The 24065-nt window shown below is 69.3% G+C and carries 23 protein-coding genes and 1 pseudogene; 12 read left to right on the top strand and 12 right to left on the bottom strand.

Annotated features, from left to right (window positions below; genetic code table 11):
• Positions 1 to 10: 10 nt before the first annotated feature.
• Both QTI51_RS34080 and QTI51_RS34085 read right to left on the bottom strand, forming a co-directional pair.
• Positions 11 to 796, bottom strand: a complete 786-nt coding sequence (locus QTI51_RS34080; protein ID WP_116910243.1) for an ABC transporter ATP-binding protein — start codon at positions 794 to 796, stop codon at positions 11 to 13.
• Complete coding sequence (locus QTI51_RS34085) at positions 793 to 2748, bottom strand: AMP-dependent synthetase/ligase (protein WP_116910242.1); 1956 nt, start codon at positions 2746 to 2748, stop codon at positions 793 to 795. Before QTI51_RS34085 ends, QTI51_RS34080 begins: the two co-directional genes overlap by 4 nt.
• Positions 2749 to 2832: 84 nt before the next feature.
• Here QTI51_RS34085 and QTI51_RS34090 point away from each other — a divergent pair, with 84 nt between their 5' ends.
• From QTI51_RS34090 to QTI51_RS34105, 4 genes are all read left to right on the top strand, one after another.
• Positions 2833 to 3657 (top strand): Crp/Fnr family transcriptional regulator, encoded by an 825-nt coding sequence (locus tag QTI51_RS34090; RefSeq protein ID WP_286517472.1) that lies wholly within the window; start codon positions 2833 to 2835, stop codon positions 3655 to 3657.
• Entirely contained in the window at positions 3654 to 4124 is a 471-nt protein-coding gene (locus tag QTI51_RS34095; protein ID WP_116910241.1) for a hypothetical protein, read from the top strand. Before QTI51_RS34090 ends, QTI51_RS34095 begins: the two co-directional genes overlap by 4 nt.
• Before the next feature lie 65 nt (positions 4125 to 4189).
• A complete protein-coding gene (locus tag QTI51_RS34100) occupies positions 4190 to 4963 on the top strand; it encodes an SDR family NAD(P)-dependent oxidoreductase (protein WP_116910240.1) in 774 nt (257 codons plus the stop codon).
• Between the two features lie 33 nt (positions 4964 to 4996).
• The gene (locus tag QTI51_RS34105; RefSeq protein WP_116910239.1) at positions 4997 to 5254 is read left to right on the top strand and encodes a hypothetical protein; all 258 of its coding nucleotides are present in this window, start codon (positions 4997 to 4999) and stop codon (positions 5252 to 5254) included.
• A 169-nt stretch (positions 5255 to 5423) separates the two neighbouring features.
• On the opposite strand, the gene QTI51_RS34110 is transcribed toward QTI51_RS34105, so the two are convergent.
• On the bottom strand, positions 5424 to 6476 hold the full coding sequence (locus QTI51_RS34110; protein ID WP_116910238.1) for an MBL fold metallo-hydrolase: 1053 nt from the start codon (positions 6474 to 6476) through the stop codon (positions 5424 to 5426).
• Positions 6477 to 6536: 60 nt separating this feature from the next.
• Positions 6537 to 7532 (bottom strand): Bug family tripartite tricarboxylate transporter substrate binding protein, encoded by a 996-nt coding sequence (locus QTI51_RS34115; protein WP_116910237.1) that lies wholly within the window; start codon positions 7530 to 7532, stop codon positions 6537 to 6539.
• A 235-nt stretch (positions 7533 to 7767) separates the two neighbouring features.
• Between QTI51_RS34115 and QTI51_RS34120 the strand changes: the two genes are divergently transcribed.
• A complete protein-coding gene (locus QTI51_RS34120) occupies positions 7768 to 8145 on the top strand; it encodes a VOC family protein (RefSeq protein ID WP_116910490.1) in 378 nt (125 codons plus the stop codon).
• Between the two features lie 29 nt (positions 8146 to 8174).
• On the opposite strand, the gene QTI51_RS34125 is transcribed toward QTI51_RS34120, so the two are convergent.
• The 7 genes and pseudogenes from QTI51_RS34125 to QTI51_RS34155 all read right to left on the bottom strand — a co-directional run bounded on the left by QTI51_RS34125 (position 8175) and on the right by QTI51_RS34155 (position 16852).
• Positions 8175 to 8756 (bottom strand): superoxide dismutase, encoded by a 582-nt coding sequence (locus QTI51_RS34125; RefSeq protein ID WP_116910236.1) that lies wholly within the window; start codon positions 8754 to 8756, stop codon positions 8175 to 8177.
• A gap of 73 nt (positions 8757 to 8829) precedes the next feature.
• Entirely contained in the window at positions 8830 to 9564 is a 735-nt protein-coding gene (locus QTI51_RS34130; RefSeq protein WP_286517474.1) for a helix-turn-helix transcriptional regulator, read from the bottom strand.
• 35 nt (positions 9565 to 9599) lie between these two features.
• On the bottom strand, positions 9600 to 11039 hold the full coding sequence (locus QTI51_RS34135; RefSeq protein WP_116910235.1) for an efflux transporter outer membrane subunit: 1440 nt from the start codon (positions 11037 to 11039) through the stop codon (positions 9600 to 9602).
• Positions 11036 to 14116: a MexW/MexI family multidrug efflux RND transporter permease subunit gene (locus tag QTI51_RS34140; RefSeq protein ID WP_116910234.1), complete on the bottom strand. Its 3081-nt coding sequence runs from the start codon at positions 14114 to 14116 to the stop codon at positions 11036 to 11038. Before QTI51_RS34140 ends, QTI51_RS34135 begins: the two co-directional genes overlap by 4 nt.
• Positions 14113 to 15219, bottom strand: a complete 1107-nt coding sequence (locus tag QTI51_RS34145; protein ID WP_116910233.1) for an efflux RND transporter periplasmic adaptor subunit — start codon at positions 15217 to 15219, stop codon at positions 14113 to 14115. The genes QTI51_RS34140 and QTI51_RS34145 overlap by 4 nt, the downstream gene beginning before the upstream one ends.
• 97 nt (positions 15220 to 15316) lie before the next feature.
• Positions 15317 to 16225: a LysR family transcriptional regulator gene (locus tag QTI51_RS34150; protein ID WP_116910232.1), complete on the bottom strand. Its 909-nt coding sequence runs from the start codon at positions 16223 to 16225 to the stop codon at positions 15317 to 15319.
• A 39-nt stretch (positions 16226 to 16264) separates the two neighbouring features.
• A pseudogene (locus tag QTI51_RS34155) lies at positions 16265 to 16852 on the bottom strand (cysteine hydrolase family protein).
• 401 nt (positions 16853 to 17253) lie between these two features.
• Here QTI51_RS34155 and QTI51_RS34160 point away from each other — a divergent pair.
• From QTI51_RS34160 to QTI51_RS34190, 7 genes are read left to right on the top strand one after another with little or no spacing between them, the layout of a single operon-like run.
• Positions 17254 to 17406 (top strand): hypothetical protein, encoded by a 153-nt coding sequence (locus tag QTI51_RS34160; protein ID WP_165840357.1) that lies wholly within the window; start codon positions 17254 to 17256, stop codon positions 17404 to 17406.
• The gene (gene kdpF, locus QTI51_RS34165; RefSeq protein WP_116910231.1) at positions 17403 to 17501 is read left to right on the top strand and encodes a K(+)-transporting ATPase subunit F; all 99 of its coding nucleotides are present in this window, start codon (positions 17403 to 17405) and stop codon (positions 17499 to 17501) included. The genes QTI51_RS34160 and kdpF overlap by 4 nt, the downstream gene beginning before the upstream one ends.
• A 1-nt stretch (position 17502) precedes the next feature.
• Positions 17503 to 19311 carry a potassium-transporting ATPase subunit KdpA gene (gene kdpA, locus QTI51_RS34170; RefSeq protein ID WP_116910230.1) on the top strand — a complete coding sequence of 603 codons (1809 nt, stop codon included), beginning with the start codon at positions 17503 to 17505 and terminating at the stop codon, positions 19309 to 19311.
• A gap of 10 nt (positions 19312 to 19321) precedes the next feature.
• A complete protein-coding gene (gene kdpB, locus QTI51_RS34175) occupies positions 19322 to 21421 on the top strand; it encodes a potassium-transporting ATPase subunit KdpB (RefSeq protein ID WP_116910229.1) in 2100 nt (699 codons plus the stop codon).
• Positions 21422 to 21433: 12 nt separating this feature from the next.
• Complete coding sequence (kdpC, locus tag QTI51_RS34180; RefSeq protein WP_116910228.1) at positions 21434 to 22063, top strand: potassium-transporting ATPase subunit KdpC; 630 nt, start codon at positions 21434 to 21436, stop codon at positions 22061 to 22063.
• 13 nt (positions 22064 to 22076) lie between these two features.
• Positions 22077 to 22436, top strand: a complete 360-nt coding sequence (locus tag QTI51_RS34185; RefSeq protein WP_116910227.1) for a hypothetical protein — start codon at positions 22077 to 22079, stop codon at positions 22434 to 22436.
• Complete coding sequence (locus tag QTI51_RS34190) at positions 22426 to 22560, top strand: hypothetical protein (RefSeq protein ID WP_286517482.1); 135 nt, start codon at positions 22426 to 22428, stop codon at positions 22558 to 22560. Before QTI51_RS34185 ends, QTI51_RS34190 begins: the two co-directional genes overlap by 11 nt.
• A gap of 51 nt (positions 22561 to 22611) precedes the next feature.
• Here the strand turns inward: QTI51_RS34190 and QTI51_RS34195 are convergent, their stop codons facing one another.
• Positions 22612 to 24045, bottom strand: coding sequence for an MFS transporter (locus QTI51_RS34195; RefSeq protein ID WP_286517484.1), 1434 nt, complete (start codon positions 24043 to 24045; stop codon positions 22612 to 22614).
• Positions 24046 to 24065: the final 20 nt, after the last annotated feature.

Raw genomic sequence — 24065 nt, forward strand, 5'->3', positions numbered from 1 at the left:
CCCGCCGTTCCTAGTGTTCCGCGCCGAGATAAGCCCGGATCACGTCTTCGTTGTTCCGAACCTCGTCGGGCGTGCCGTCGCCGATCTTCTTGCCGTAGTCCAGCACCACCACGCGGTCGGAGATGTCCATCACCACGCCCATGTCGTGCTCGATGAGAACGATGGTGGCGCCGAACTCGTCGTTCACGTCGAGGATGAAGCGGCTCATGTCCTGCTTTTCCTCCACGTTCATGCCGGCCATGGGCTCGTCCAGCAGCAGCACCTGCGGCTCCATGGCCAGCGCGCGGCCCAGGTCCACGCGCTTCTGCAGGCCGTAGGGCAGGCGGCCCACCGGCGTCTTGCGGTGCGGCTGGATCTCCAGGAAGTCGATGATGTGCTCGACGAACTCGCGGTGCCGCAGCTCTTCGCGTTCGGCCGGGCCCCAGCGCAATGCCTGCGCCAGCAGGCCGCTCTTCATCTTCAGGTTGCGCCCCGTCATGATGTTGTCGAGCACGCTCATGCCCTTGAACAGCGCCAGGTTCTGGAACGTGCGCGCCACGCCCATCTCGGCCACCTGGCGCGAGTTCATGTGCTTGAAGGTCTGGCCGCGGAAGGTGATGGAGCCCTGCTGCGGCCAGTACACGCCGTTGATGCAGTTCAGCATCGAGCTCTTGCCCGCGCCGTTCGGCCCGATGATGGCGCGCACCTCGTGCTCGCGCACGTTGAAGCTGATGTCTGTCAGCGCCTTCACGCCGCCGAAGCTCAGCGAGATGTTCTGCACGTCGAGGATGACGTCGCCGGTCTTTCGCGCGCTCATGCCGCTGCCTTCACGATGGGAAAGGTCTTCGCCTCGACGATCTTCAGCGTGGCGCTCACCGCGCCCGTGCGGCCGTCCTCGAACTTGACCTGCGTCTCGATGAACTGCTCGGTCTTGCCACCGTACAGCGCCTCGAGCAGCACCGCGTATTTCTCGGCGATGAAGCCGCGGCGCACCTTGCGCGTGCGGGTGAGCTCGTCGTCGTCGGGGTCGAGTTCCTTGTGCAGCACCAGGAAGCGCGCGATCTGCGTCTCGCCCATGCCGTCCTCGCCCGCGAGGTCGGCGTTGACCTTGCCGATGCACTCGGCAATGAGCGCCAGCACGTCGGGCTTGCCCGCCAGGTCGACGTAGCCGCCGTAGGCGAGCCCGCGCCGCTCGGCCCAGTTGCCCACCGCCTCGAAGTCGATGTTGATGGCCGCGCACACCTCGTCGCGCCCGTTGCCGAAGCACACCGCTTCCTTGATCTGCGGGAAGAACTTGAGCTTGTTCTCGATGTAGTTGGGCGCGAACATGGCGCCGCCCACGAGCTTGCCCACGTCCTTGGCGCGGTCGATGATGCGCAGGTGCCCTTCGCTGTCGAGCACGCCCGCGTCGCCGGTGTGGAAGTAGCCGTTGGCGTCCAGCACCTCGGCGGTGGCGTCGGGGCGCTTGTAGTACTCCTTGAGCACCGACACGCCGCGCACCAGCACCTCGCCGTCGTCCGAGATCTTCAGCTCGATGCCCGGCGCGGCGGTGCCCACGGTCTGCAGCTTGACCTTGCCGTCCTGCTGCAGGCACACGTAGGCGCAGGTCTCGGTCTGGCCGTAGAACTGCTTCAGGTTCACGCCGATGGAGCGGTAGAAGCGGAACAGGTCGGGCCCGATGGCCGCGCCCGCGGTGTACGCCACGCGGATGCGGCTCATGCCCAGCACGTTGCGCAGCGGCCCGTAGACCAGCAGGTTGCCCACGGCATACATCAGGCGGTCGCCCGCGCTCACCGGCGCGCCGTTGAGGATGTCGGCGCCCACGCGCTGCGCCAGCGCCATGAACTTCGCGTACAGCCAGCGCTTGGGCGCGGCCGCGTCTTCCATGCGGATGGACACGGCCGTGAGCAGCCCTTCGAAGGTGCGCGGCGGGCCGAAGTAGTAGCTCGGGCCGATCTCGCGCATGTCGTTCATCACCGTCTCGCTCGACTCGGGGCAGTTCAGCGTGAAGCCGCCCACCAGCCACTGCGCCACCGAGAACAGGTGGTCGCCCACCCACGCCATCGGCAGGTAGCTCATGATGTCGTCGCCGGGGCCGAGCCGGTCGGTCTCCACGCCGCCGCGGCCCGCCGCGATGAAGCTCGCATGCGTCTGGCACACGCCCTTGGGCCGCCCGGTGGTGCCCGAGGTGTAGAGGATGACGCCCACGTCGGTCGCCTCGCCGGCGGCCACCGCGCGGTCGTAGTAGCCCAGGTTGGCCTTGTCGAACTCGCGGCCCAGCGCGCGCAGCTGCTCGTAGCTGATGAGCCCGGGCTGGTCGTAGTGGCGCAGGCCCTTGGGGTCGTCGTAGATGATGTGGCGGATGCAGGGGTAGCGCTCTTTCTGCAGCTCGCGGCACTCCAGCAGCTTGTCGACCTGCTCCTGGTCTTCGACGACCACGAACTCGATGGCGGCGTCCTGCAGCATGAAGACCATCTCGCCGGCCACCGCGTCCTGGTACAGCGGCACGGGCACGCCGCGCAGGCTCTGCGCGGCGACCACCGCCATGTACAGGTGCGGCCGGTTGGCGCCCACGATGGCCAGGTTGTCGAAGGCCTTGAAGCCGAGGCTCGCCAGGCCGCAGGCCATTTCGCGCACTTCCTGCGCCACGGCGTTCCAGGTCCAGGTTTGCCAGATGCCGAGGTCCTTCTCGCGCACGGCGGGCGATTCGGGTCGGGCCTCGGCATGCGCGAGCAGCAGACGGGGGAAGGTGGGAGCGGTAGTTTGCACAGTGGGCGGATCGTAGGTCTCACTTTGACGCCCGGTTGTCGTTCCAACGACAATCCTAGGGACACTACTCCCCGGAGTTTCCCGATGCCTGCTGGCAACCTTTCCTCCAACAACGTGCTCGGCGGTTCCATCAAGGACCGCGTGCGTCCCCCCAACGGTGCCGAGCTCGGCAGCATTCCCTGGCTGCACACGCTCACGCCCGCCGAGCGCCGCCGCGCCGAGGCCACGCTGGTGGTGGGCGAGGCCGAGCCCGGCGACCTGGTGTGCCGCGTCGGGCGCTCGCCCACCTACTGGTTCGGCGTGGTCGAGGGGCTCCTGAAGATGAGCAACGACAACGCCGACGGCGGCTCGGTCACCTACACCGGCGTGCCGCCCGGCGGCTGGTTCGGCGAAGGCACGGTGATGAAGCGCGAGCCCTACCGCTACAACATCCAGGCGCTGCGCCGCAGCGTGGTGGCGGGCCTGCCCATCGAGAGCTTCCACTGGCTGCTGGACCACTCCATCGGCTTCAACCGCTTCGTGATGAACCAGCTCAACGAGCGGCTCGGCCAGTTCATCGCGGCGCTGGAAATCGACCGCCTCAACAACCCCGACGCCCGCGTGGCGCGCAACCTGGTGTCGCTGTTCAACCCGGTGCTGTATCCGGGCGTGGGCGAGGTCCTGCGCATCACGCAGCAGGAGCTGGCGTACCTGGTGGGCCTGTCGCGCCAGCGCGTGAACGAGGCGCTGAACGGCCTCTCGGCGCAGGGGTTGATCCGCGTGGAGTACGGTGGCCTGCGCGTGCTCGACCTGCCGGGCCTGCGCGTGAGCGCGATGTCGAACAAGAAGAACAACCCCGCTGCGAACCCCGCCGCGAACCCTGCTGCGGGCAGTGCCGCGAACAGCACCGCTGAAATGGAAACCCAATGAGCCTCGAAGACCAGATCCAGATCGTGCCCGCCAATGCGCAGGCCGCTTTCATCCCGCCGCCCGAAACCGCGAAGGCCAAACCAAAGCCCGACGGCCCCACGCTCGAGGAAGCCTTGGAGCGCAACGAGCAGCTCACCGAGCAGCTCGACGCGCTCCACCAGGTGCTGGCCAAGCCGCTCGCCGAGATCCTGGCCGACCGCGAGAACGCCGACGAGGCCGCGCTCGCCTGGGACCGCTTCGGCGCCATGTGGATGCTGTCGCAGCGCGCCATGCGCCGCGTGGCGCTCGACCTGGCGGCGCAGCTCGGCGTGAGCGAGCAGGAGGTGGTGGCGCGCGCCATGGACAACGCCAACGCCGTGCTCAACGGCGCGGACGAGGTCGACCTGGGCGGCACCGTCGCGCCCGCGCAGCTGGAGCACATCGCGCGCCACCGCGCCTTCTTGCGCAAGCAGTTCAAGACCGGCTGAGCGCGCCGCGCCGTTATTCGATTGCCCTTACCCTTGCCGCCTTCGTTCCAGAAAGACTTTTCCAGATGACCGCTTCCCACCTCACCCTCATCACCGGCGCCTCGCGCGGCCTGGGCCAGGCCATGGCCGAACAGCTGCTGCAGGCCGGCCACGTGGTGCTGGGCATTTCGCGCAAGCAGAACCCCGAGCTCGCGGCGCTGGCCGGCAAGGCCGAGGCCGCCGGCGCCGAGCTCACGCAATGGGAGCAGGACCTGTCCGACCCCGTGGCCGCCGCGGCGCGCCTGTCGGACTGGCTGAAGACGCTGGACGGCCAGCGCTTCGACAGCGTCACGCTCATCAACAACGCCGGCACCGTGGGCAACCCCGCGCCCCTGTCGGGCGCGGTGGCCGCCGAGCTGTCGCTGGCGCTGCGCATCGGGCTGGAGGCGCCGATGTTGCTGACCTCCGCGTTCCTGGGTGCCACGCGCGAATGGCGCGGCGCGCGCAAGGTGCTGAACATCTCGTCGGGCCTGGGCCGCAACGCCATGGGCAGCCAGGCGCCGTACTGCGGCGCCAAGGCCGGCATGGACCACTTCTCGCGTGCCGTGGCGCTCGAGGAGGCGCAAGCGCCGAACGGCGCGCGCATCGTCTCGCTGGCGCCGGGCGTGATCGACACCGACATGCAGGTGCAGCTGCGCGGCGCCTCGGCCGAGAAGTTTCCGGACCGCACGCGCTTCGAGAAGATGAAGAACGAAGGCATGCTCGACAGCCCCGCCACGGCCGCGGCCAAGGTGCTGAAGTACCTGGCGCGCGAAGACTTCGGCGCGAACCCCGTGGCCGACGTGCGCGACCCGGCCTGAACGGCACCCTCACGCAAGAAACGGCAGCACACCATGGCCACCGCCAAGTCGATAGACACCAACGACTACAAGCTCTTTCCGTCGCCGCGGAACGTGCACCGCGTCATCTTCGAGCACCAGGTCTTCGTGCCGTACCCGTACGCGCTGATCGTGATGGACGAGTTCTATTTCAAGGGCCGCTTCAGCCTGTTTTCTGCGTGCAGGATGAGCGACGGAAAGATGGGGCAGGTGGCGACGTTCGAGCTGGAGACGGACGTGGATATCTTCAATACGAAGTTCGTGCCGGACTGAGTGCAGCCTTCGTGGGCTTGTCCCCTCTCCCCCTGGGGAGAGGGTCAGGGTGAGGGCCGGCGGCCCGACAACATCGCGCAGTCTTCATTGCCGCCACCCTCACCCCAGCCCTCTCCCCGAGGGGAGAGGGAGCAAGAGCCGCGGTTCGCACGCGCGCGCTCTCGGACGATCACTTCTGCATCGCAAACCGGTCACGCTGCGCCTGCGCGCATTCCCCCATCACATTCAACGCCCGCTCCACCGTCGGCGTCCCCAGCACGAACGGGTTCGCCCCCGCCGGCTGCTGCCGCAGCGCCGCCAGCTTGGCCTGCGACCCATCGAAGCCCGAGTGGTTCGACACCAGCACGTCGATCTTCTGCGCCTGCGCCAGCGTGCCCATGCGCCGCGTGGCGTCGATGTAGCTGCCCAGGCGCGGCACGTTGTTGCCGAAGTTGAACGACGTGCCGCCCCACAGCATGGCGCGGTGCACCTGCCCGCCCGCGCGCACGTCGAACACCGGCGAGAGCGTGCCCATGGTGTGTCCCGGCGTGAGGTACAGCGTGACGGTGGTGTCGCCCAGCGTGAGGCGGTCGCCATCTTTCACCGACAGGTCGCGCGGGCCGCGCTTGGGGGGCGCGCCCCAGATCGGCGTGGCGAACTCCAGCCGGGTCTCGGTCATCGTCCAGTCGGCCTCGCTCATGACCACGCGCGCGCCGTATTTCTGCGCGAGGTAGGGCACGCCGCCGTAGTGGTCGCCGTGGCCGTGCGTGACCACCACGTACTTGATCTGCGCCGGGTCCAGGCCCAGCTTGCGCATGCCGCCCTCGATGAGCGCGGCCGCCTCCACCTGGTTGTTCAGCGCATCGATGAGGATGATGCCGTCCGAGGTCTTCAGCGCCCAGGCGCTCACCCAGTCGGCGCCCACGAAGTAGAGGTTGTCGAAGGCCTTGCCGGGCGGCGGCGCGGGCTTGTCGATGAGCGCGGTAAGGCTCCTGTCGAGCTCGGCCTGCGCCGGCCGCGTGGAGGGGGCGGGCTTGCACAGCGCGAGCAGGGCGCCGAGGTCGCTGCCGGCGTAGCGCGTGGCGGCGGCGACGTGCGATGCGACCGAAGCATCGCTGGGCGCGGAAGCGCCCGCAACCGGCGCCTGCGCGCAGCCTTGAATGAACGCGGCCACCGCGGCCAGCGCGGCGGTCTTCAGAAGCGCGTGCGAAGAATGGAAAGTACGGGAAGGCGAAAGAACCATCGGTGTCTCCATGCCGTCGGTGCGGCTTGTTCTGGAGACACCATTCTGCGGCGCGGGGCGTTATTCGATTGTCGCGCCCGAGGCTTGCACGATGCCCTTCCACTTCTCGTAGTCGGTCTTCAGCAGCGCGCCGAACTTCTCGGGCGTCATGCTCTGCGGCTCCGCGCCCTGGGCAATGATGGCCGCCTGCATCTCGGGCGTGGCCAACAGCTTGTTGATCTCTGCGTTCAGCGTGGCGACCACGTCCTTGGGCGTCTTGGCCGGCACGAACACGCCGTACCAGGTGCTCACGTCGAAGTCCTTGTAGCCGAGCTCGGCCACGGTGGGCGTGTCGGGCAGCGAGGTGCTGCGCTTGGCCGAGGTGACGGCCAGCGGACGCAGCTTGCCCGCCTTGATCTGCGCCATGGCCGAGGGCACCGACGACACCATCAGGTCGACGTTGCCCGCCAGCACGTCCATCATGGCCGCGTTGGAGCCCTTGTAGGGCACGTGGCGCATCTTGATCTTGGCGGCGCTGTTGAAGATCTCGCCGGCCAGGTGGATGGTGGTGCCGTTGCCGGGCGAGCCGTAGGTGATGGTGTCGGGCGCGGCGCGCGCGGCCTTCACCACGTCGTCCAGCGACTTGAACTTGGAGTTGGCCTGCGTGACGATCACCACCGGCGTGTAGGCCACGTGGGCCACGGCGGTCAGGTCCTTCACCGGGTTGTAGCTCAGGTTCTTGTAGAGCCAGGGCGCGACGACCATGTTGTCCTTCTGGCCCATCACGATGTCGTAGCCCGTGGGCGCCGAGCGCGCCGCCTCGGCGATGCCGATGGTGCCGCCGGCGCCGGCGCGGTTGTCGGGCACCACGGTCCAGTGGACGGTCTCGGTGAGCTTCTGGGCCACCAGGCGCGCCAGGATGTCGGTGCCGCCGCCGGGCGGGAAGGGCACGATCATGCGGATGGGCTTGGCCGGGTAGGCCGCGCCCTGGGCGTGGGCGGTGGCCGTGAGGGCGAGCGAGAACGTGAGAGGAAGGGCCAATGCGATGGCCAGCGTGCCGAGGTGTCTGCGGATCATGGGTTGTCTCTTTGTAGGGGGCGGTTCGCTCGTGCAGTGGTCGTCTTCACTGCACCGGGGGTGCAGTGTGCCGCAAGGCGCGCCAAGGGGTTTTCTTCATTCGAGATGGGGCCCGTATCGACACGCGGGGGCCGACACACGGCGGCATGGCGCTTTGACACGGTGCCTTGACACGGCGCCGCGCGAGGCAAATACTTCACCGATCGGTTGAGTATTCTTGTCGAAGGAGACGCTCATGCTCGCAAACATCGACGCGGTCGCCAACCTGGCGGTGAAAGACCTCGCCGTGGCCCGCCGCTTCTACGAAGACACGCTGGGCCTGGTGCAGCACAAGACGGAGGGCGACGAAGTCATCGTCTACCGCAGCGGCGGCACGCGCATCAACGTGTACCGCTCGCAGTTCGCGGGCACCAACCAGGCCACGGCCGTCACCTGGCAGGTCGACGGCGACCTCGAGCGCATCGTGGCGGCGCTGAAGGCCAAGGGCGTGCGTTTCGAGCACTACGACATGCCCGACACGCAACTGATCGGCGACGTCCATGTCATGGGAGACATGAAGGTCGCCTGGTTCAAGGACCCCGACGGGAACATCCTGAACCTGATCAACGGCTGATCGGCCGTCGACCGGTTGCCGCAGGTCGATCAGCCGAAGTTCTTGGCCGCGAAGTCCCAGTTGGCCAGCTTGGCCAGGAAGGTCTCGACGAACTTCGGGCGCAGGTTGCGGTAGTCGATGTAGTAGGCGTGCTCCCAGACGTCCACGGTCAGCAGCGCGGTGTCTTCGGTGGTCAGCGGCGTGCCGGCGGCGCCGGTGTTCACGATGTCCACAGAACCGTCGGCCTTCTTCACCAGCCACGTCCAGCCCGAGCCGAAGTTGCCCACGGCCGACTTCACGAAGGCTTCCTTGAACGCGTCGTAGCTGCCCCACTTGGCATCGATGGCCTTGGCCAGCGCGCCGGTCGGTGCACCGCCGCCTTGCGGCTTCATGCAGTTCCAGAAGAAGGTGTGGTTCCAGATCTGGGCCGAGTTGTTGTAGATGCCGCCGCTCGACTTCTTGATGATCTCCTCGAGCGTCATCGATTCGAACTCGGTGCCCTTCTGCAGGTTGTTGAGGTTCACCACATAGGCGTTGTGGTGCTTGCCGTAGTGGTACTCCAGGGTTTCCTGCGAGTACTCGGGTGCCAGTGCGTCGAGCGCGTAGGGCAGGGGTGGGAGCTTGTGTTCCATCGTGGTTTCCTTTTGGGTTGTTGAAAAACAGGGAGAGAAAAAGTAAAGCGAAAAGGCGGGGGCCAAGTGCCGTTCAGGGCGCGCTCGCCTTCGGTTCGACCCGGTAAGCGCAGCGCCGCGCGCCCGCCAGCACGTGCTCGACGCGGCTCACGCTCACGTCGGGCCCCAGCACCTCGTCGAAGAGCTGAAGTTCGCTGCGGCAAAAGCCGGTGCAGGCCTGCGCCGCGGTGCAGATGGGGCAGTGGTTCTCGATGAAGAGAAAGCTCTGGCCTGGGTTTTCCTGGCCGTCCCCGTCTGCTTTGACCTCGGCCCTGACCTCGGCACTGAACTCGGTCCTGAACTCGGCCCTGAACTCGGCCATGTAGCCCTCGCGGCTGCGAATCTCCGCCAGCCGCTCCAGCCGCGTCTTCAGGCTGCGCGCGCCGCGCATGGCTTCCTTGTAGTTCGCGCGCATGACGGCCTCGCGCGCGCCGATGAGCTGGTCCATGCCTTTCTCGCCGAACACGCTGATGACGGCGCTGATCATCTGCACCGTCATCTCGGCGTGGGTGTCGGGAAAGCGCTTGTGGCCTTCGCCGGTGAGCCGCCAGATCTGCGTGGGCCGGCCGCGGCCGCTGGAGCGGCTCTCGGCGTCGACCAGGCCCTCGGCCTCCAGCTTGGCCATCTGCTGGCGCACCGCCTCCACGGTCACGTTCAGCACCTTGGCGATGTCGGGAATGCCGAGCGCGCCCCGCGTCTTGAGCGTGGAGAGGATGCGGTCTGCCGGCTGGTGCGGCATCCAGGCGGGCTTGGCATCTGGTGCGGACATGGCGAGTTCGGTCGTGGAGGAAAACAGGGCCATTGTCAGGTGCTTGCGTCTCCCTTGGCATCGTGGGGTGCTTGCCAGCCGCCCCCCAGCGCCTTGTACAGCGCGACCAGGCTGGTGTACGAGGCCGTCTCGGCCTCGGCCACCGCGTCCTGCGCGCGCAGCAGGGTGCGCTGCGCGTCGAGCACGCTCAGGTACGGCGCGGCGCCTTCGCGGTAGCGCACCTCGGCCAGCTCGGCGGCGCGCGCGCTGCGTGCCGATGCCTCGGCCAGCCGCTGCAGGCGCAGCTGGTTCTGGCCGTAGCCGGTGAGCGCGCCTTCGACGTCTTCGATGGCGCGCAGCACGGTCTGCTCGTACAGCGCGCGGTCGCCCTCGGCACGGGCCTCGGCGCCGCGCACGCGGGCCTTCACCGAACCCAGGCGCAGGGCCGGCCAGCTCACGCCCGGCGTCACGCTGAAGGCGCGGCTCGACGCGCTGCCCAGGTCCGCGCCGCGCAGCGCCACGAAGCCCAGGAAGCCGCCGATGTCGAAGCGCGGGTACAGCTCGGCCGTGACCGCGCCCACGTCGGCCGTGCTGGCCGCCAGCCCGCGCTCGGCGCGCAGCACGTCGGGGCGGCGGCGCAGCAGCTCGCCCAGGTCGCCGATGGGCAAGCGCTTGTCGAGCACATGCAAGGCCCGCGGCTGCAGCATCGGCGCCATCTCCGCGGGGCGCAGGCCGGCCAGCACCGCGACGCGGTAGGCGGCCTGGCGGCGCGTGGTTTCCAGCGCGGGCAGCTGGCTCTCGGTGGTCGCCAGGTTGGCCTGCGCGCTGGCCAGGTCGCCTTCGAGCGCGCGGCCGGTGCGCACCTGCGCCTCGGTCACGCGCAGGCTGCCGCGCAGGCTGTCGAGCGTGCGGCGCGTCACGGCCATGCGCTGCTCGGCGCCGCGCATCTCGTAGTAGTTGCGCGCCAGCTCGGCCACGGCCACGAGGCGCACCTGCGCCAGGTCGGCCGCGCTCGCCTCGGTGCGCGCGGTGGCGGCGTCGTCGAGCCGCCTCAGCCGGCCGAACAGGTCGATTTCCCACGAGGCGTCGAAGCCCGCGCGGCTGCTCTGCGACAGCGAACGCACATCGGGCTGCGCGGCGCTGTTGCCCTGGGCGATGCCGCGCGTCTTGCTCGCGCCCGCGGTCACCACCGGCAGCCGGTCGAGCTCGGCCTCGGCCTGCGTGGCGCGGGCCTCGAGCAGGCGGGCCTGCGCGATGCGGATGTCGTGGTTGCCGGCCAGCGCGCGCTCGATGAGCGCGTCGAGCTGCGCATCGTCGAGCTGGCGCCACCAGTCGCGCTGCACCGCGTCGCTCGCGAACAGCGAGCGCTCGGGCGCCGAGATGGCGACCGGCGCTTCCACCGGCGCGGTGTAGGTCGGGCCGACCGCGCAGCCGGCGAGCACGAGCGCGCTCAGTGCGAAGGGCGTTGCAAGGGAAAAAAGCCGGTTCATGGTCATGCGCCTTCGGTCAGTGCGTGGAGTTCGGCCGCGCGTTGCGATTGGCTGGCCGGGCGGTGGTCGCGCGCCAGCAGCGTGTACATGGTGGGCAGCACGAACAGCGTGAACAGCGTGCCCACCAGCATGCCGACCACGATCACCAGGCCGATGCTGAAGCGGCTGTTGGCACCCGCGCCGCTGGCGAACAGCAGCGGCACCAGGCCCATCACCATCGCGGCCGTGGTCATCAGGATGGGGCGCAGCCGGATGCGCGCGGCCTCTTCGATCGAGGCGCGGCGGTCGAGTCCCTTGTGCATCTGGATCTCGTTGGCGAACTCCACCATCAATATGCCGTGCTTGCTGATGAGCCCGATGAGCGTCACCAGCCCGATCTGCGTGTAGATGTTGATGGTGCCGAAGCCCAGCGCCAGCGGCACCAGCGCGCCGCAGATCGACATCGGCACGCTGATCAGGATGATCAGCGGGTCGCGCAGGCTCTCGTACTGCGCCGCCAGCACCAGGTAGATCACCACGATGGCGAACACGAAGGCCATCACCAGCGCCGAGCCCTCCTGCGTGAACTGCCGCGCATCCGATTGCCAGTCGTAGCTGAAGCCGGCGGGCAGCTTCTTCGCCTCGTCGCTCAGGAAGGCCACCGCGTCGCCCATGGTCACGCCCGGCATCGGAATGGCCTGGAAGGTCGATGCGTTGAGCTGGTTGAACTGCGTGAGCTTGTTGGGCCCCACGCTGGTCGACAGCTGCACCAGGTTGGCCAGCGGCACGCTCTGGCCGCTGGCGCTCTTCACGAAGTAGCGCGCCAGCGCCTCGGCCGTCAGGCGCTGCTCGCGCGGCGACTGCGGAATCACGTCGTAAGAGCGGCCGTCCATGCCGAAGCGGTTGACGTAGTTCTCGCCCACCAGCACGGCCAGCGTGTCGCCAATGGCCTTCATGGTCACGCCCATGCTGTTGGCCTTGGCACGGTCCACGCGGATCTCGACCGTGGGGTTGTTGAACTCCAGGTCGCTGTCGACCACGGCGAACTTGCCGCTGTCGCGCGCCGCCTTCTTCAGCGTTTCCATCGCCTCGAACACGCTGGCGTGGTCGCCCGCGCTGCGGATCACCATCTGCACCGGAAGCCCGCCGGTCGAGCCCGGCAGCGAGGGGAGCTGAAAGGCGAACACGCTGCTGCCTTCCACGTCGTTCATGCGGCCCTGCGTGTCGCCCTGGATCTGGTCGGCGTTGCGCTGGCGGTCTTTCCAGTCGGAGAGCTGCACGCCGCCGATGCTGTTGGCCACGCCGTCGGAGCCGTTGATGAGCCAGCGCCCGGTGTTCTCGGGCAGTGCGGCGAACACCTCGTCCCACTTCTTGCCGAACTTCTCCACGTAGTCGATGTTGGCGTGCTGCGGCGACTTGATGGCCGTGAGCACCATGGCCTGGTCTTCGCCTGGCGCCAGCTCGCGCTGAGCCGCGTTGTACAGGAAGGGCAGGCTCGCCAGCACCACGGCCGCGAACACGCCCGTCACCCAGCGGTGGCGCAGCGACACGTCGAGCAGCCGGCCATAGCCCGTCGACAGGCGGTGGAAGAAAGCCTCCGCCGCGCGCGCCATGCGGCTGCCGGTGGCGTCCCGCGGCAGCAGGAACGAACTCATCACCGGCGACAGCGTGAGCGCGATCACGCCCGACACCACCACCGCGCCGGCCAACGTGAAGGCGAACTCCTTGAAGAGCGAGCCCGTGAGCCCGCCCATGAGTCCGATGGGCGCGTACACCGCGGCCAGCGTGAGCGTCATCGCGATCACCGGGCCCGCCACTTCGCGCGCGCCGATCAACGCGGCCTGCACGCGCGACTTGCCCTCCTCGATGTGGCGGTGCACGTTCTCCACCACCACGATGGCGTCGTCCACCACCAAGCCGATGGCCAGCACCATCGCCAGCAAGGTCAGCAGGTTGATGCTGAAGCCGAACAGCAGCATCAGCGCCGCGGCGCCCAGCATCGACAGCGGAATGGTCACCACCGGAATGAGCACCGCGCGCAGCGAGCCCAGGCACAGGAAGATCACCAGCACCACGATGGCGATGGCCTCCAGCAGCGTCTTCTGCACCTCGTCGATCGACGCCTCGATGAAGCGCGCCAGCTCGAAGGGCAGCTGCACCTCCACGCCCGGCGGCAGGTTCTGCTTGATGCCGGGCAGCAGGTTGCGAATGCGCTTCACGATCACCAGCGGGTTGCCGTTGGGCGCGGCCTGCAGGCCGAGGTAGATGGCGGGCACGCCGTCCATGGTGGCGCTGCTGTCGGCGCTGGCGGCGCCCAGCTCCACCGTGGCCACGTCGCCCAGGCGCACCAGGGCTTCACCGTCGCGCTTGACGACCATGTCGCGGAACTCCGCCACGTTCACCAGGTCGGTGTTCACGCGAATGTTCGACACCACGTACAGCCCCTTCACCTGCCCCGGCGCGGCCTGCACGTTGTTCTGGCGCAGCGCGTCGGCCAGCTCGCCGGCCGAGATGCCGCGCGCGGCCATGCGGTTGGGGTCCAGCCACACGCGCATCGCCAGCGTCTGCCCGCCCGACACCTCCACGCCCGACACGCCCGTGATGGACGCGAACTGCGGCTGCACCACGCGCGACAGGTAGTCGGTGAGGGCGGGCATCGGCATCGTCTTGCTCGAGAAGCCCACGTAGGCCACGGCCGTGGCCTCGCCCGACGACTTCAGGATGACCGGGTCGAAGGCCTCGGCCGGCAGCCGGTACTTCACCTGGCTGACCTGCGCCATCGCCTGCGTGAGCGCCTGGTTGGCGTTGGCGTTGAGCTTCATGCGCACGCTGATCACGCTGCGCCCCAGCGTGGAAGACGACGACAGGTAGTCGACGTTCTCGATGGTCGCCACCGCCTGCGCGATGGGCTGCGTGACAAAGCCCTGCATCAGCTCCGGCGAGGCGCCCGGGTACTGCGTGGTGATGGTGAGCGTGGTGCTTTCGGTGAGCGGGTACTGGCGCACCGGCAGGTCGCCCAGCGCACGCGCGCCCAGCAGCAGGATGAGCGTGCTCACCACGAGCGCCAGCACGGGCCGGCGCACGAAGAGGTCGGTGAACTTCATGACCGGGGCTCCTGCAGCGCCAGCGTGTCCTTCTCGGTCGGCGCCACGGCGGCGCCGGTGTACAGCCGCAGCTGGCCCGAGGTGACGACCTTGTCGCCGGGCGCGAGGCCCTTCTCGATGACCACGTGGCCGTCCTGCCGGTCGCCGGCCTTCACGAACACCTGCTGCGCGGTGTAGCCCTCGCCCTTCTCGGCGGCGCGCACCACGAACACCGAGTCGCCGTGCGTGCTGTAGGTGAGCGCGGTCTCGGGCACGGTGATGGCGTCGGCGCGCGCGGGCAGCGCCACCTTTCCGTTGACGAACATGCCGGGCGTGAGCGCGCCGTCGGCGTTGTCCACCGTGGCCTGCAGGCGCACGGTGCGCGTGTCGGTGCCGATCTGCGGCTCGATGGTGCTCAGCCGGGCCTGGAACACGCGCCCCGGGTACGCGTCGACCGAGAGCGCCACCTGCTGGTTGCGCTTGAGCACGGGCAGCGCGGTCTCGGGCAGCGTGAGGTTGGCGAACAGCGTGCGGGCGTCGGTGAGCGACACCAGCGCATCGCCCGCGCGCACGAACTGCCCGAGGTTGACGCGGCGAATGCCCAGCACGCCGTCGAACGGCGCCTTGACCTGCTTCTGCTCGCGCATCGCCTGCGCGCGCTTCAGCTCGCCGCTGGCCTGGTCGAAGGCGGCCTGCGCCTGTTCGAGCTGCTCCTGCGTGGCGGCCTGCTGCGGCAGCAGGCGGCGCGTGCGCTCCAGCAGCGCGCGGGCATTGGCGCGCTGCGCGGTGAGGCGCTCGAGGTCGCCTTGCTCGGGCGCGTCGTTCAGCTGCACCAGCAATTGGCCGGCGCGCACTTCGCCGCCGGGCGTGAAGAGGATCTTCGCGACGCGCCCTTCCACCTCGGCCGGCACCTCGACCTGGCGGTTGGCCTCCAGCGTGCCGATGCCGCTCAGGAAGCGCGCCACCTCGGTCTTCTTCGCGGCGGCCACCGCCACCTTGGCCGGCGGCATGCCGCCGCCCTGCGCATGGGCTGGCGCGGGCTTCGCGACAAGCCCATAGCCGGCGCCTCCTACCACCACGGTCGCAAGGCCGGCACCCAGCCACGCCCTTGATTGCTTGTTCATACGACGTCCATTATTAATCAAAGAAAGTGCTTTGATTATTAAAGGGCGCCCGGTGGCCTGTCGAGGACGGCGTGGCAATGGCCGTCATAGCCGAGGGCTATCCGTGCGGCGCGGGTCCCTGGCGGTACTGCTCGGCCATGAAATCGACAAAGGCACGCACCGCCGGCGGCACGTGCCGCGTGCGCGGGTACAGCGCCGCGTACGTGCGCTGCCCGAGCGTGACCTGCGGCAGCACGCGCACCAGCGCGCCCGCGTGCAGGTCGGCGCGCACCGTGTGCCATGTGAAGGCCGCGATGCCGCTGCCGCACCGGGCCGCCGCGTACAGCGCGGTGACGGTGTCGCAGGCGAAACGCGCGCCGGGCCTGAACGCCTGCTGTCCGCCGCCTTGCAGGTGCAGCGTCCAGTGCGCGGGGCTCTCGGGCCCGTTGTGCTGCAGGCACTGGTGGTGCGCCAGGTCTTCCGGGGTGCGGGGCAGGCCGTGCGCCACGAGGTAGCGCGGCGCCGCGACCAGCACCATGTCGGAGACCGCGAGCGTGCGCGCCATGAGCGAGGTGTCTTCCAGCCCGGCGCTGATGCGCAGCGCCACGTCGATGCCTTCGGCCACCAGCCGGGTGAAGCGGTCGGTGCTCGTCACCTCCAGCCGCAGGCCGGCGTGCCGCGCCTGGAAAGCCGGCAGCCACTCGGGCAGGTCGAGCGTGGCGATGGCCAGCGGCATGCTCACCTTCAGCGTGCCGGTGGGCGCGGTGGCGTTCGAGGCCACGTCGGCATGCGCCGCGTCGAGCCGCGAAAGAATGTCGGCGCAGGCCGCCAGGTAGCGCTGCCCCGCCTCGGTCAGCGTGATGCCGCGCGTGTCGCGCCGCACCAGCTGCGCGCCCAGCGAGGTCTCCAGTGCCTGCAATTGGCGCGACAGGCTGGAATGCGTGGTGCCCAGCGACTGCGCCGCCGCCGACAGGCTGCTGGCCTGCGCGATGCGTTGAAAGGCGCGCATCGCCTTGAGCTGGTCCATGCGCCGCCCTCCCGCGGTAATTTCAGAAGCCCGGCATTTTCAGGCAAGCGGCAGCGCGACGACCTGCGCGGTGCTCAGCACGTCGCCGAAGGTGTCCTCGATCTCGGCCAGCGCCGCGCGGTGCAATTGGTCGTGCGGCACCGTGTCGCCGTTCTCCCGGCGAATGGAGCGGGTGGCCGTGGCGTCCGAGGCCACCACCACCTCGAAGCCCTGCGCCGCCGCGTCGCGCGCGGCGCCGGCCACGCAGGCGTGGGTCATGAGCCCGGCAATGACCAGCGCCTGCGCGCCGGCCTTGCGCAGCTGCTGCGCGATGTCGGTGCTCGCGAAGACGCTCACGCTGGTCTTCTGCACGAGGGTGTCGCGCGGGCGCGGCTGCATGTCGGCGTGGAAGGCGAAGGCCTCGCTGCCCTGCGCGAAGGTCGCGGCATCGGCCGGTGCCACGTGTTGGATCTAGAACACCGGCAGCGCATGCCGGTCGGCCCAGTCGAGCAGGCGCCGGGCGTGGGCCATGGCGGCCGGTGCGTCGGCGATGGGCATGCGGCCGGTGAAGTACTCGTTCTGGAAATCGATGACGAGCAGCGCGGTGCCCTTGGCCGGCAACTGCTGGCGGGCGCGCACGCCCGACATGGCGCGGATCGTGGGGGTCGGGGTGGAAGCGGAGCCCGTTGCTGAAGCCGTTGCCGAAGCCGTTGCCGAAGCCGTGCGGCCGACGACCCCGGCGACGCCGGCCGCGAGAGGCCATGCCAGCGTGCCCATGAGGCCGCGGCGCGAGAGAGTGAACATGGTGGGTTCCTTGAAGACGGAGGTTGGTCGAAAGCGACGCAGCAAAGTCTAGGAACGGCACCAGCCCGCGCACAGGGTCGCGCGGCGACAACTGCTGTGCGTGCCGCGCACGGCACGGGGTGTCGGGGGTGCCCGAGGCGCGGCGTTTTTACGCTTTCTTTATACGGCTCCGCCGACTCTGTTCCCCGTTTTTACGCACCGCTGCCGAGACTGGAGGCCTTGTGTTTCGCTCCAGGAGCAATTGAATGGACATCGTCTGGATGGGCGCCTTGCTGGCGCTGTGGGCCGTGGTGGGGGCCATGGTGGTCGGGCTGGACAAGCTCGACGCGCCGAAGAACCCATCGAAGGCGTCGAACGCCTTGAAGGCGCCCGGCGCCGTCGACGGAGCCGCATCGTGATCGGCCTCGAAGTGCTGTACGGCTTCGGCGCCCTGATTGCCGTGATCCTCTTCGCCTACCTCGTGTTCGCGCTGATCTGCGCGGAGGAGTTCTGACATGACCGCCTCCGCCTGGGGCCTGCTGGCCCTTTTCTTCGCGGTGCTGGGCGTGCTCGCCTGGCCCGTCGGCAAGTTCCTTGCCGCGATGTGCAACGAGCGCCTGCCGCGCTGGATGCAGCGCGTCGAGGCGCCGCTGTACAAGCTCGCGGGCACCCGGCCCGAGCAGTCGATGCACTGGCTGCGCTACGCGTTCGCGCTGCTGGCCTTCAACGCCATCGGCGCTGTCTTTCTCTATGCGCTGCAACGCGTGCAGGGCTGGCTGCCGCTGAACCCCGCGGGCATGACGGCGGTGTCCAGCGACTCGGCCTTCAACACCGCCGTGAGCTTCGTGGCCAACACCAACTGGCAGGGCTACGCCGGCGAGTCGACCATGAGCTACCTCACGCAGATGCTCGGGCTCTCGGTGCAGAACTTTCTGTCGGCCGCCACCGGCATCGCCGTGGCGTTCGCGCTGGTGCGCGGCTTCGCGCGGCGCGGGGAAGGCGGCGAAGGCAAGGGCCTGGTCGGCAACTTCTGGGCCGACGTGACGCGCATCACGCTGTGGGTGCTGCTGCCCATCTCGTTCGTGCTCGCCATGGTCTTCGCGGGCCAGGGCGTGATCCAGAACTTCGACGGCTACAAGACCGTGAACACGCTGGAGACCACCGCCTTCCAGCAGCCGAAGAACGGCCCCGATGGCCAGCCGCTGAAGGACGACAAGGGCCAGCCGGTGATGGAAGACGCCACCACCGCCACGCAGACGCTCGCCATGGGGCCGGTCGCTTCGCAAGAGGCCATCAAGATGCTGGGCACCAACGGCGGCGGCTTCTTCAACGCCAACTCGGCGCACCCTTACGAGAACCCGACGGCGCTGGTGAACCTGCTGCAGATGATCGCGATCTTCCTGATCCCGGCGGCGCTGTGCTTCACCTTCGGCCGCGTGGTGGGCGACATGCGCCAGGGCTGGGCCGTGCTGGCCGCCATGACGGTGATGTTCGTCATTGCCGTGATGGTCATCACGCCCGCCGAGCAGGCCGGCAACCCGCTGCTCGCGTCGCTGGGCGTCGACCAGGTGGCCAGCGCGCTGCAGTCCGGCGGCAACATGGAAGGCAAGGAGCTGCGCTTCGGCATCGACGCATCGACCCTGTTCGCCGCGGTGACCACCGCCGCCTCGTGCGGCGCGGTCAACCTCATGCACGACTCGCTCACGCCGCTGGGCGGCATGGTGCCCATCGTGCTGATGCAGCTCGGGGAGGTGGTGTTCGGCGGCGTGGGCTCGGGCCTGTACGGCATGCTGATCTTCGCGATGCTCGCGGTGTTCATCGCCGGCCTGATGATCGGGCGCACGCCCGAGTACCTCGGCAAGAAGATCGAGGTGTGCGAGATGAAGCTGATCTCCATCGCCATCCTGGTCACGCCCATCCTGGTGCTGGCGGGCACGGCGGTGGCGGTGGTCGCGGGCGCGGGCAAGGCCGGCATAGCGAACCCGGGCGCGCACGGCTTCTCCGAAATTCTGTACGCGCTGACCTCGGCCGCCAACAACAACGGCAGCGCCTTCGCGGGCCTGTCGGCCAACACGCCCTTCTACAACGGCCTGCTCGGGCTGGCCATGTGGCTGGGCCGCTTCGCGATGATCGTGCCGGTGCTGGCCATTGCCGGCTCGCTCGCGGCCAAGAAGCGCCTGCCCGTCACCGGCGGCACGCTGCCCACGCACGGCCCGCTGTTCGTCTCGTTGCTGATCGGCACGGTGCTGCTGGTCGGCTTGCTCAACTATGTGCCGGCGCTGGCCCTGGGCCCGATCGTCGAGCACCTGGTGCTCTGGAAGTAAGGAGCCCGTCATGACCGCCAATACAAAAACCTCTCTCTCGCTGTTCGACGCAGCGCTGGTCAAGCCCGCTCTGTGGGGCGCCTTCGCCAAGCTCAACCCGCGCACCCAGTGGCGCAACCCGGTGATGTTCATCGTGTACATCGGCAGCATCCTCACGACGCTGCTGTGGGTGCATGCGCTGAGCTTCCCGGGCGACACCGGCATGAAGCCCGCCTTCGTGCTCGCCATCACCGTGTGGCTGTGGTTCACCGTGCTGTTCGCGAACTTCGCCGAAGCGCTGGCCGAAGGCCGCAGCAAGGCACAGGCCGCGTCGCTGCGCGGGCTGCGCAAGGACACCTGGGCCAAGAAGCTCACCGAGCCGCACCACGGCGCGCAGTGGCTGCCCGAACAGGCGCCCAACCTGCGCAAGGGCGACATCGTGCTGGTGGAAACCGGCGACGTGATCCCGCTGGACGGCGAAGTCATCGAAGGCGTGGCCTCGGTCGACGAGAGCGCCATCACCGGCGAATCGGCACCGGTGGTGCGCGAATCGGGCGGCGACTTCTCGGCCGTGACGGGCGGCACCCGCGTGCTGTCCGACTGGCTGGTGGTGCGCGTGTCGGTGAACCCGGGCGAGTCGTTTCTCGACCGCATGATCGGCATGGTCGAGGCCGCCAAGCGCCAGAAAACGCCCAACGAGATCGCGCTCACCATCCTGCTTGTGGCGCTGACGCTGGTGTTCCTGATGGTCACCGTCACGCTGCTGCCGTTCTCGGTGTTCAGCGTGGAGGCGGCCGGCGCCGGCACCGTGGTGTCGCTCACCGCGCTGGTCGCGCTGCTGGTGTGCCTGATTCCGACCACCATCGGCGGGCTGCTATCGGCCGTGGGCGTGGCCGGCATGAGCCGCATGATGCAGGCCAACGTGATCGCCACCTCGGGCCGCGCGGTGGAAGCCGCCGGCGACGTCGACGTGCTGCTGCTGGACAAGACCGGCACCATCACGCACGGCAACCGCCAGGCGACCTCGTTCCTGCCCGCCCCGGGCATCACCAAGGCACGGCTGGCCCGCGCCGCCATGTTCGCCTCGCTGGCCGACGAGACGCCCGAAGGCCGCAGCATCGTCGAGCTGGCGCGCCGCGACGGGCTGGACACCAGCGCCGTCGACGGCGCGCGCTTCGTGCCCTTCACCGCGCAGACGCGCATGAGCGGCGTCGACCTGCCCGCGGCGCCCAACAGCCTGGACACCGACGACGTGCTGCTGCGCAAGGGCGCGGTGGAGGCCGTGCGCCGCCACGTCGAGGCGCTGGGCGGCAGCATGGCGCCCGAGGTGCTGCGCGCCGCGGAAGAAACCGCGCGCCGCGGCAGCACGCCGCTGGCCGTGGCCGAAGGCAACCGCGTGCTCGGCGTGGTCGAGCTGAAGGACATCGTCAAGGCCGACATCAAGGAGCGCTTTGCCGAGCTGCGCCGCATGGGCATCAAGACGGTGATGATCACCGGCGACAACAAGCTCACTGCCGCCGCCATTGCCGCCGAGGCCGGCGTGGACGACTTCCTGGCCGAGGCCACGCCGGAAGACAAGCTGGCGCTCATCCGCCAGTACCAGGCCGAAGGCCGCCTCGTGGCCATGACCGGCGACGGCACCAACGACGCCCCCGCGCTCGCGCAGGCCGACGTGGCCGTGGCCATGGGCAGCGGCACGCAGGCCGCCAAGGAGGCCGGCAACATGGTCGACCTGGACTCCAACCCGACCAAGCTGCTCGAGGTGGTGGAAACCGGCAAGGCGCTGCTGATGACGCGCGGCTCGCTCACCACCTTCTCGATCGCGAACGACGTGGCGAAGTATTTCGCCATCATTCCGGCGATCTTCGTGTCGACCTACCCGCAGCTGGGCGCGCTGAACGTGATGCGCCTGGCGAGCCCGTCGTCGGCCATTTTGAGCGCGGTGATCTTCAATGCGCTGGTCATCGTGTTCCTGATTCCGCTGGCGCTCAAGGGCGTGCGCTACCGGCCCGTGGGCGCCGCCGCGCTGCTGCGCCGCAACCTGGCCATCTACGGGCTGGGCGGCCTGCTGGTTCCCTTCATCGGCATCAAGCTGATCGACTGGCTGCTCGTCGCAGTCCACCTGGTCTGAGGAGTTCTCGTCATGAACAACAACAACGGCAACCACGGCAACCACGGCAACATCGTTCGCCCCGCGCTCGTGCTCTTCGTGCTGCTGAGCGCGCTCACCGGCCTCATCTACCCCATGGCCGTCACCGGCGCCGCCAAGGCGGTGTTCCCCGCGCAGGCGGACGGCAGCCTGGTCGTGCTCGACGGCACCACCGTGGGCTCGAAGCTCATCGGCCAGAACTTCAGCGACCCGAGGCACTTCTGGGGCCGGCCGTCGGCCACCGCGCCGCAGCCGTACAACGCCAGCGCCTCGGGCGGCTCCAACCAGGGGCCGCTGAACCCGGCGCTCACCGACGCGGTGAAGGCGCGCGTCGAGGCGCTGCGCGCGGCCGATCCGGGCAACACCGCGCCGGTGCCGGTCGACCTGGTCACCACCTCGGGCAGCGGACTCGACCCCGACATCAGCCCGGCCGCCGCCAGGTACCAGGCGGCGCGCGTGGCGCGTGCGCGCGGCGTGCCGATCGAGCAGGTCAACGCGCTGATCGCCAACAACACGCAAGGCCCGCTGTGGGGCTTTCTGGGCGAGCACCGCGTCAACGTGCTGGCGCTGAACATCGCGCTGGACGCGTCTTCCGGTGCCTTCAGTCCGTCGACCCCGCGTTGAGGAGCAAACAACCATGGCCTATGCCGCCTACCGTGAACACCCCGGCGTGCCGCGAATGCACGCTCCCATGAACAACCACCCGAGCCCGTTCTATGTGCTCGACGTCACCGTGTGCTGTGCCGACGCCCTGCGCGTGCGCCGCAGCATCGCCGGCTGCCCCGACGCGGGCGTGGTGCGCTGCGAGCCGCTGCTGCACGGCTGCTGCTCGCAGGAAAGCGACGCGCCCTGCGTGCGCCTGATGATCCGCCTGCCGCTCGCGCGCTATGCCGACGTGCTGCACCGGCTGATCGAGTGCGTGCCCTCCGGCGAGATCGGCCGGCTCGTGAGCTGGCGCGAGCACCTCGCGCGCTGCGGCCTGCGCCATGGTCACTGACCTGCTGCTGGCCTTGCTGGCCATGGCGGCGCTGTTCGTGCCGCTGGGCTTTGCGTGGTGGGTGCTGTCGCGCACCGTCCGGCGCCACCATCGTCCCCGCGGCAAGGACGAGTCGGCGCGCTGACAGGCGTGCCGTTTCCGCATGCGGGCCGATCTCCGCTCCGAAGCCGCCGGGTCAGGCCGGGCCAGTCTTCGCCGTGTTTCGCGCGTTGTTTCGCGCCATGTCCCGCGCCAGCCCCGCGCAACCCAACTGCACCGCGGCGCCCGCGAACATCGCGATCTGCAGCCCCCGGGCACCGCCGTGCGCTGCCGCAAAGAGCGCGCCCAGCATCGCGACGCCGAGCGTGGCGCCCGCGATGCGCGCGACGTTGATCAACGCCGACGCCGTGCCCGAGCGCGCGGCATCGACCGCACCGACCGCCGCGCCCATCAGCGGGCCGGTGGCCAGGCCCATGCCGATGCCCGTCGACACCAGCCCCGCTTGCGCGAGCGCGAGCGCGAGCGCGATCGATGCGAAGGGCGCGCCGATCCCGATCAGGATCAGCCCGCAGCCGATGACCGCCACGCCGCCGCAGGTCATGGTGCGCGCGCCGAGCCGCGTGGTCAGCCTGCCGCTGAACGGCGAGACGGCCACGAACGCCAGCGCCATCGGGATCAGCGCGCGGCCGGCCTGCGTGGCGTCGAGCGCGCCGGTGCTCAACCAGGTGAGCGGCACCAGGAACAGCGTGCCGTACATGCCGAAGGTCATGCCGACGGTGGCGACCATCGCGCCGCGGAACGCGCGAACCTTGAAGAGGTCGAGCGGCACCAGCGCCGCGGCGCCCTTGCCGCGCTCGATGCGAAGAAACAGCGCGAAGGCGACCACGGCCCCCGCCAGCACGGCGGCAGCCAGCGCCGGCGCGTCGTGCGATTGGATGGCGGCGAAGGCCAGGCCGCCCAGCGCGAGCGCACCGGAGACCTGCGCCGGCATGTCGAGGCTGCGGCCGCTGGGGTCCGACGATTCGGGAATCGCGCGCAACGCCAGCACCAGCGCGGCCCCGCTCAGCGGGATCACCGCGAGAAAGATGCTGCGCCATCCGAAGTGATGGATCAGCACGCCGCCCAGCGGCGCGCCGATGGCCATGGCAAGGCCGTTGCATGCGGCCCAGATGCCCAGCGCCCGGCCGCGCTCGGCGGCGTCCTGCCACACCACCCGAACGATCGCAAGGGACGCGGGCATCAGCAGCGCCGCGCCCAGGCCCGCCAGCGCACGGCCGGCGATCAGCATCCAGACCGACGTCGAAAACGCGCACAGCAGCGTGGCGCCGGTGAACACCGCCGCACCCGTCATGAAGATGCGGCGCCGGCCGTACAGGTCGGCCAGCAGGCCCCCGGTGAGCAGCAGCACGGCGTAGACCAGGTTGTAGCTGTCCACCACCCACTGCAGCGCGATGACGCTCGCGGAGAAATAGTCCCCGATGGGGCGCGTGCCGAGATTGACCACGGCCATGTCGACCTGCGCGACCAGGACCGCCAGGCACAGCGTGACCAGCGCGAGCCCGCGGTGCCCGCCAGCGGCGCGGCCGGGCGGCGAAGGAGCCGGAGGGGTGGGAGAAGAGGTGCTGTTCATGGTGTGTCTGCTTTCCAGGC

The organism is Variovorax sp. J22G73, assembly GCF_030317035.1.
Taxonomy (GTDB): Bacteria; Pseudomonadota; Gammaproteobacteria; order Burkholderiales; family Burkholderiaceae_C; genus Variovorax.

What these genes read in the sequence shown, in the direction of transcription:
- QTI51_RS34090 (WP_286517472.1), top strand. Translation starts at nt 2,833, where the DNA reads ATGCCTGCTGGCAACCTTTCCTCCAACAACGTGCTCGGCGGTTCCATC.
- QTI51_RS34185 (WP_116910227.1), top strand. Translation starts at nt 22,077, where the DNA reads ATGGCCTATGCCGCCTACCGTGAACACCCCGGCGTGCCGCGAATGCAC.
- QTI51_RS34130 (WP_286517474.1), bottom strand. Translation starts at nt 9,564, where the DNA reads ATGTCCGCACCAGATGCCAAGCCCGCCTGGATGCCGCACCAGCCGGCA.
- QTI51_RS34190 (WP_286517482.1), top strand. Translation starts at nt 22,426, where the DNA reads ATGGTCACTGACCTGCTGCTGGCCTTGCTGGCCATGGCGGCGCTGTTC.
- QTI51_RS34115 (WP_116910237.1), bottom strand. Translation starts at nt 7,532, where the DNA reads ATGATCCGCAGACACCTCGGCACGCTGGCCATCGCATTGGCCCTTCCT.
- QTI51_RS34195 (WP_286517484.1), bottom strand. Translation starts at nt 24,045, where the DNA reads ATGAACAGCACCTCTTCTCCCACCCCTCCGGCTCCTTCGCCGCCCGGC.
- QTI51_RS34135 (WP_116910235.1), bottom strand. Translation starts at nt 11,039, where the DNA reads ATGACCATGAACCGGCTTTTTTCCCTTGCAACGCCCTTCGCACTGAGC.
- QTI51_RS34080 (WP_116910243.1), bottom strand. Translation starts at nt 796, where the DNA reads ATGAGCGCGCGAAAGACCGGCGACGTCATCCTCGACGTGCAGAACATC.
- kdpC (WP_116910228.1), top strand. Translation starts at nt 21,434, where the DNA reads ATGAACAACAACAACGGCAACCACGGCAACCACGGCAACATCGTTCGC.
- QTI51_RS34150 (WP_116910232.1), bottom strand. Translation starts at nt 16,225, where the DNA reads ATGGACCAGCTCAAGGCGATGCGCGCCTTTCAACGCATCGCGCAGGCC.
- QTI51_RS34145 (WP_116910233.1), bottom strand. Translation starts at nt 15,219, where the DNA reads ATGAACAAGCAATCAAGGGCGTGGCTGGGTGCCGGCCTTGCGACCGTG.
- QTI51_RS34100 (WP_116910240.1), top strand. Translation starts at nt 4,190, where the DNA reads ATGACCGCTTCCCACCTCACCCTCATCACCGGCGCCTCGCGCGGCCTG.
- QTI51_RS34110 (WP_116910238.1), bottom strand. Translation starts at nt 6,476, where the DNA reads ATGGTTCTTTCGCCTTCCCGTACTTTCCATTCTTCGCACGCGCTTCTG.
- QTI51_RS34160 (WP_165840357.1), top strand. Translation starts at nt 17,254, where the DNA reads ATGGACATCGTCTGGATGGGCGCCTTGCTGGCGCTGTGGGCCGTGGTG.
- kdpA (WP_116910230.1), top strand. Translation starts at nt 17,503, where the DNA reads ATGACCGCCTCCGCCTGGGGCCTGCTGGCCCTTTTCTTCGCGGTGCTG.
- QTI51_RS34125 (WP_116910236.1), bottom strand. Translation starts at nt 8,756, where the DNA reads ATGGAACACAAGCTCCCACCCCTGCCCTACGCGCTCGACGCACTGGCA.
- QTI51_RS34105 (WP_116910239.1), top strand. Translation starts at nt 4,997, where the DNA reads ATGGCCACCGCCAAGTCGATAGACACCAACGACTACAAGCTCTTTCCG.
- QTI51_RS34095 (WP_116910241.1), top strand. Translation starts at nt 3,654, where the DNA reads ATGAGCCTCGAAGACCAGATCCAGATCGTGCCCGCCAATGCGCAGGCC.
- QTI51_RS34120 (WP_116910490.1), top strand. Translation starts at nt 7,768, where the DNA reads ATGCTCGCAAACATCGACGCGGTCGCCAACCTGGCGGTGAAAGACCTC.
- QTI51_RS34140 (WP_116910234.1), bottom strand. Translation starts at nt 14,116, where the DNA reads ATGAAGTTCACCGACCTCTTCGTGCGCCGGCCCGTGCTGGCGCTCGTG.
- kdpB (WP_116910229.1), top strand. Translation starts at nt 19,322, where the DNA reads ATGACCGCCAATACAAAAACCTCTCTCTCGCTGTTCGACGCAGCGCTG.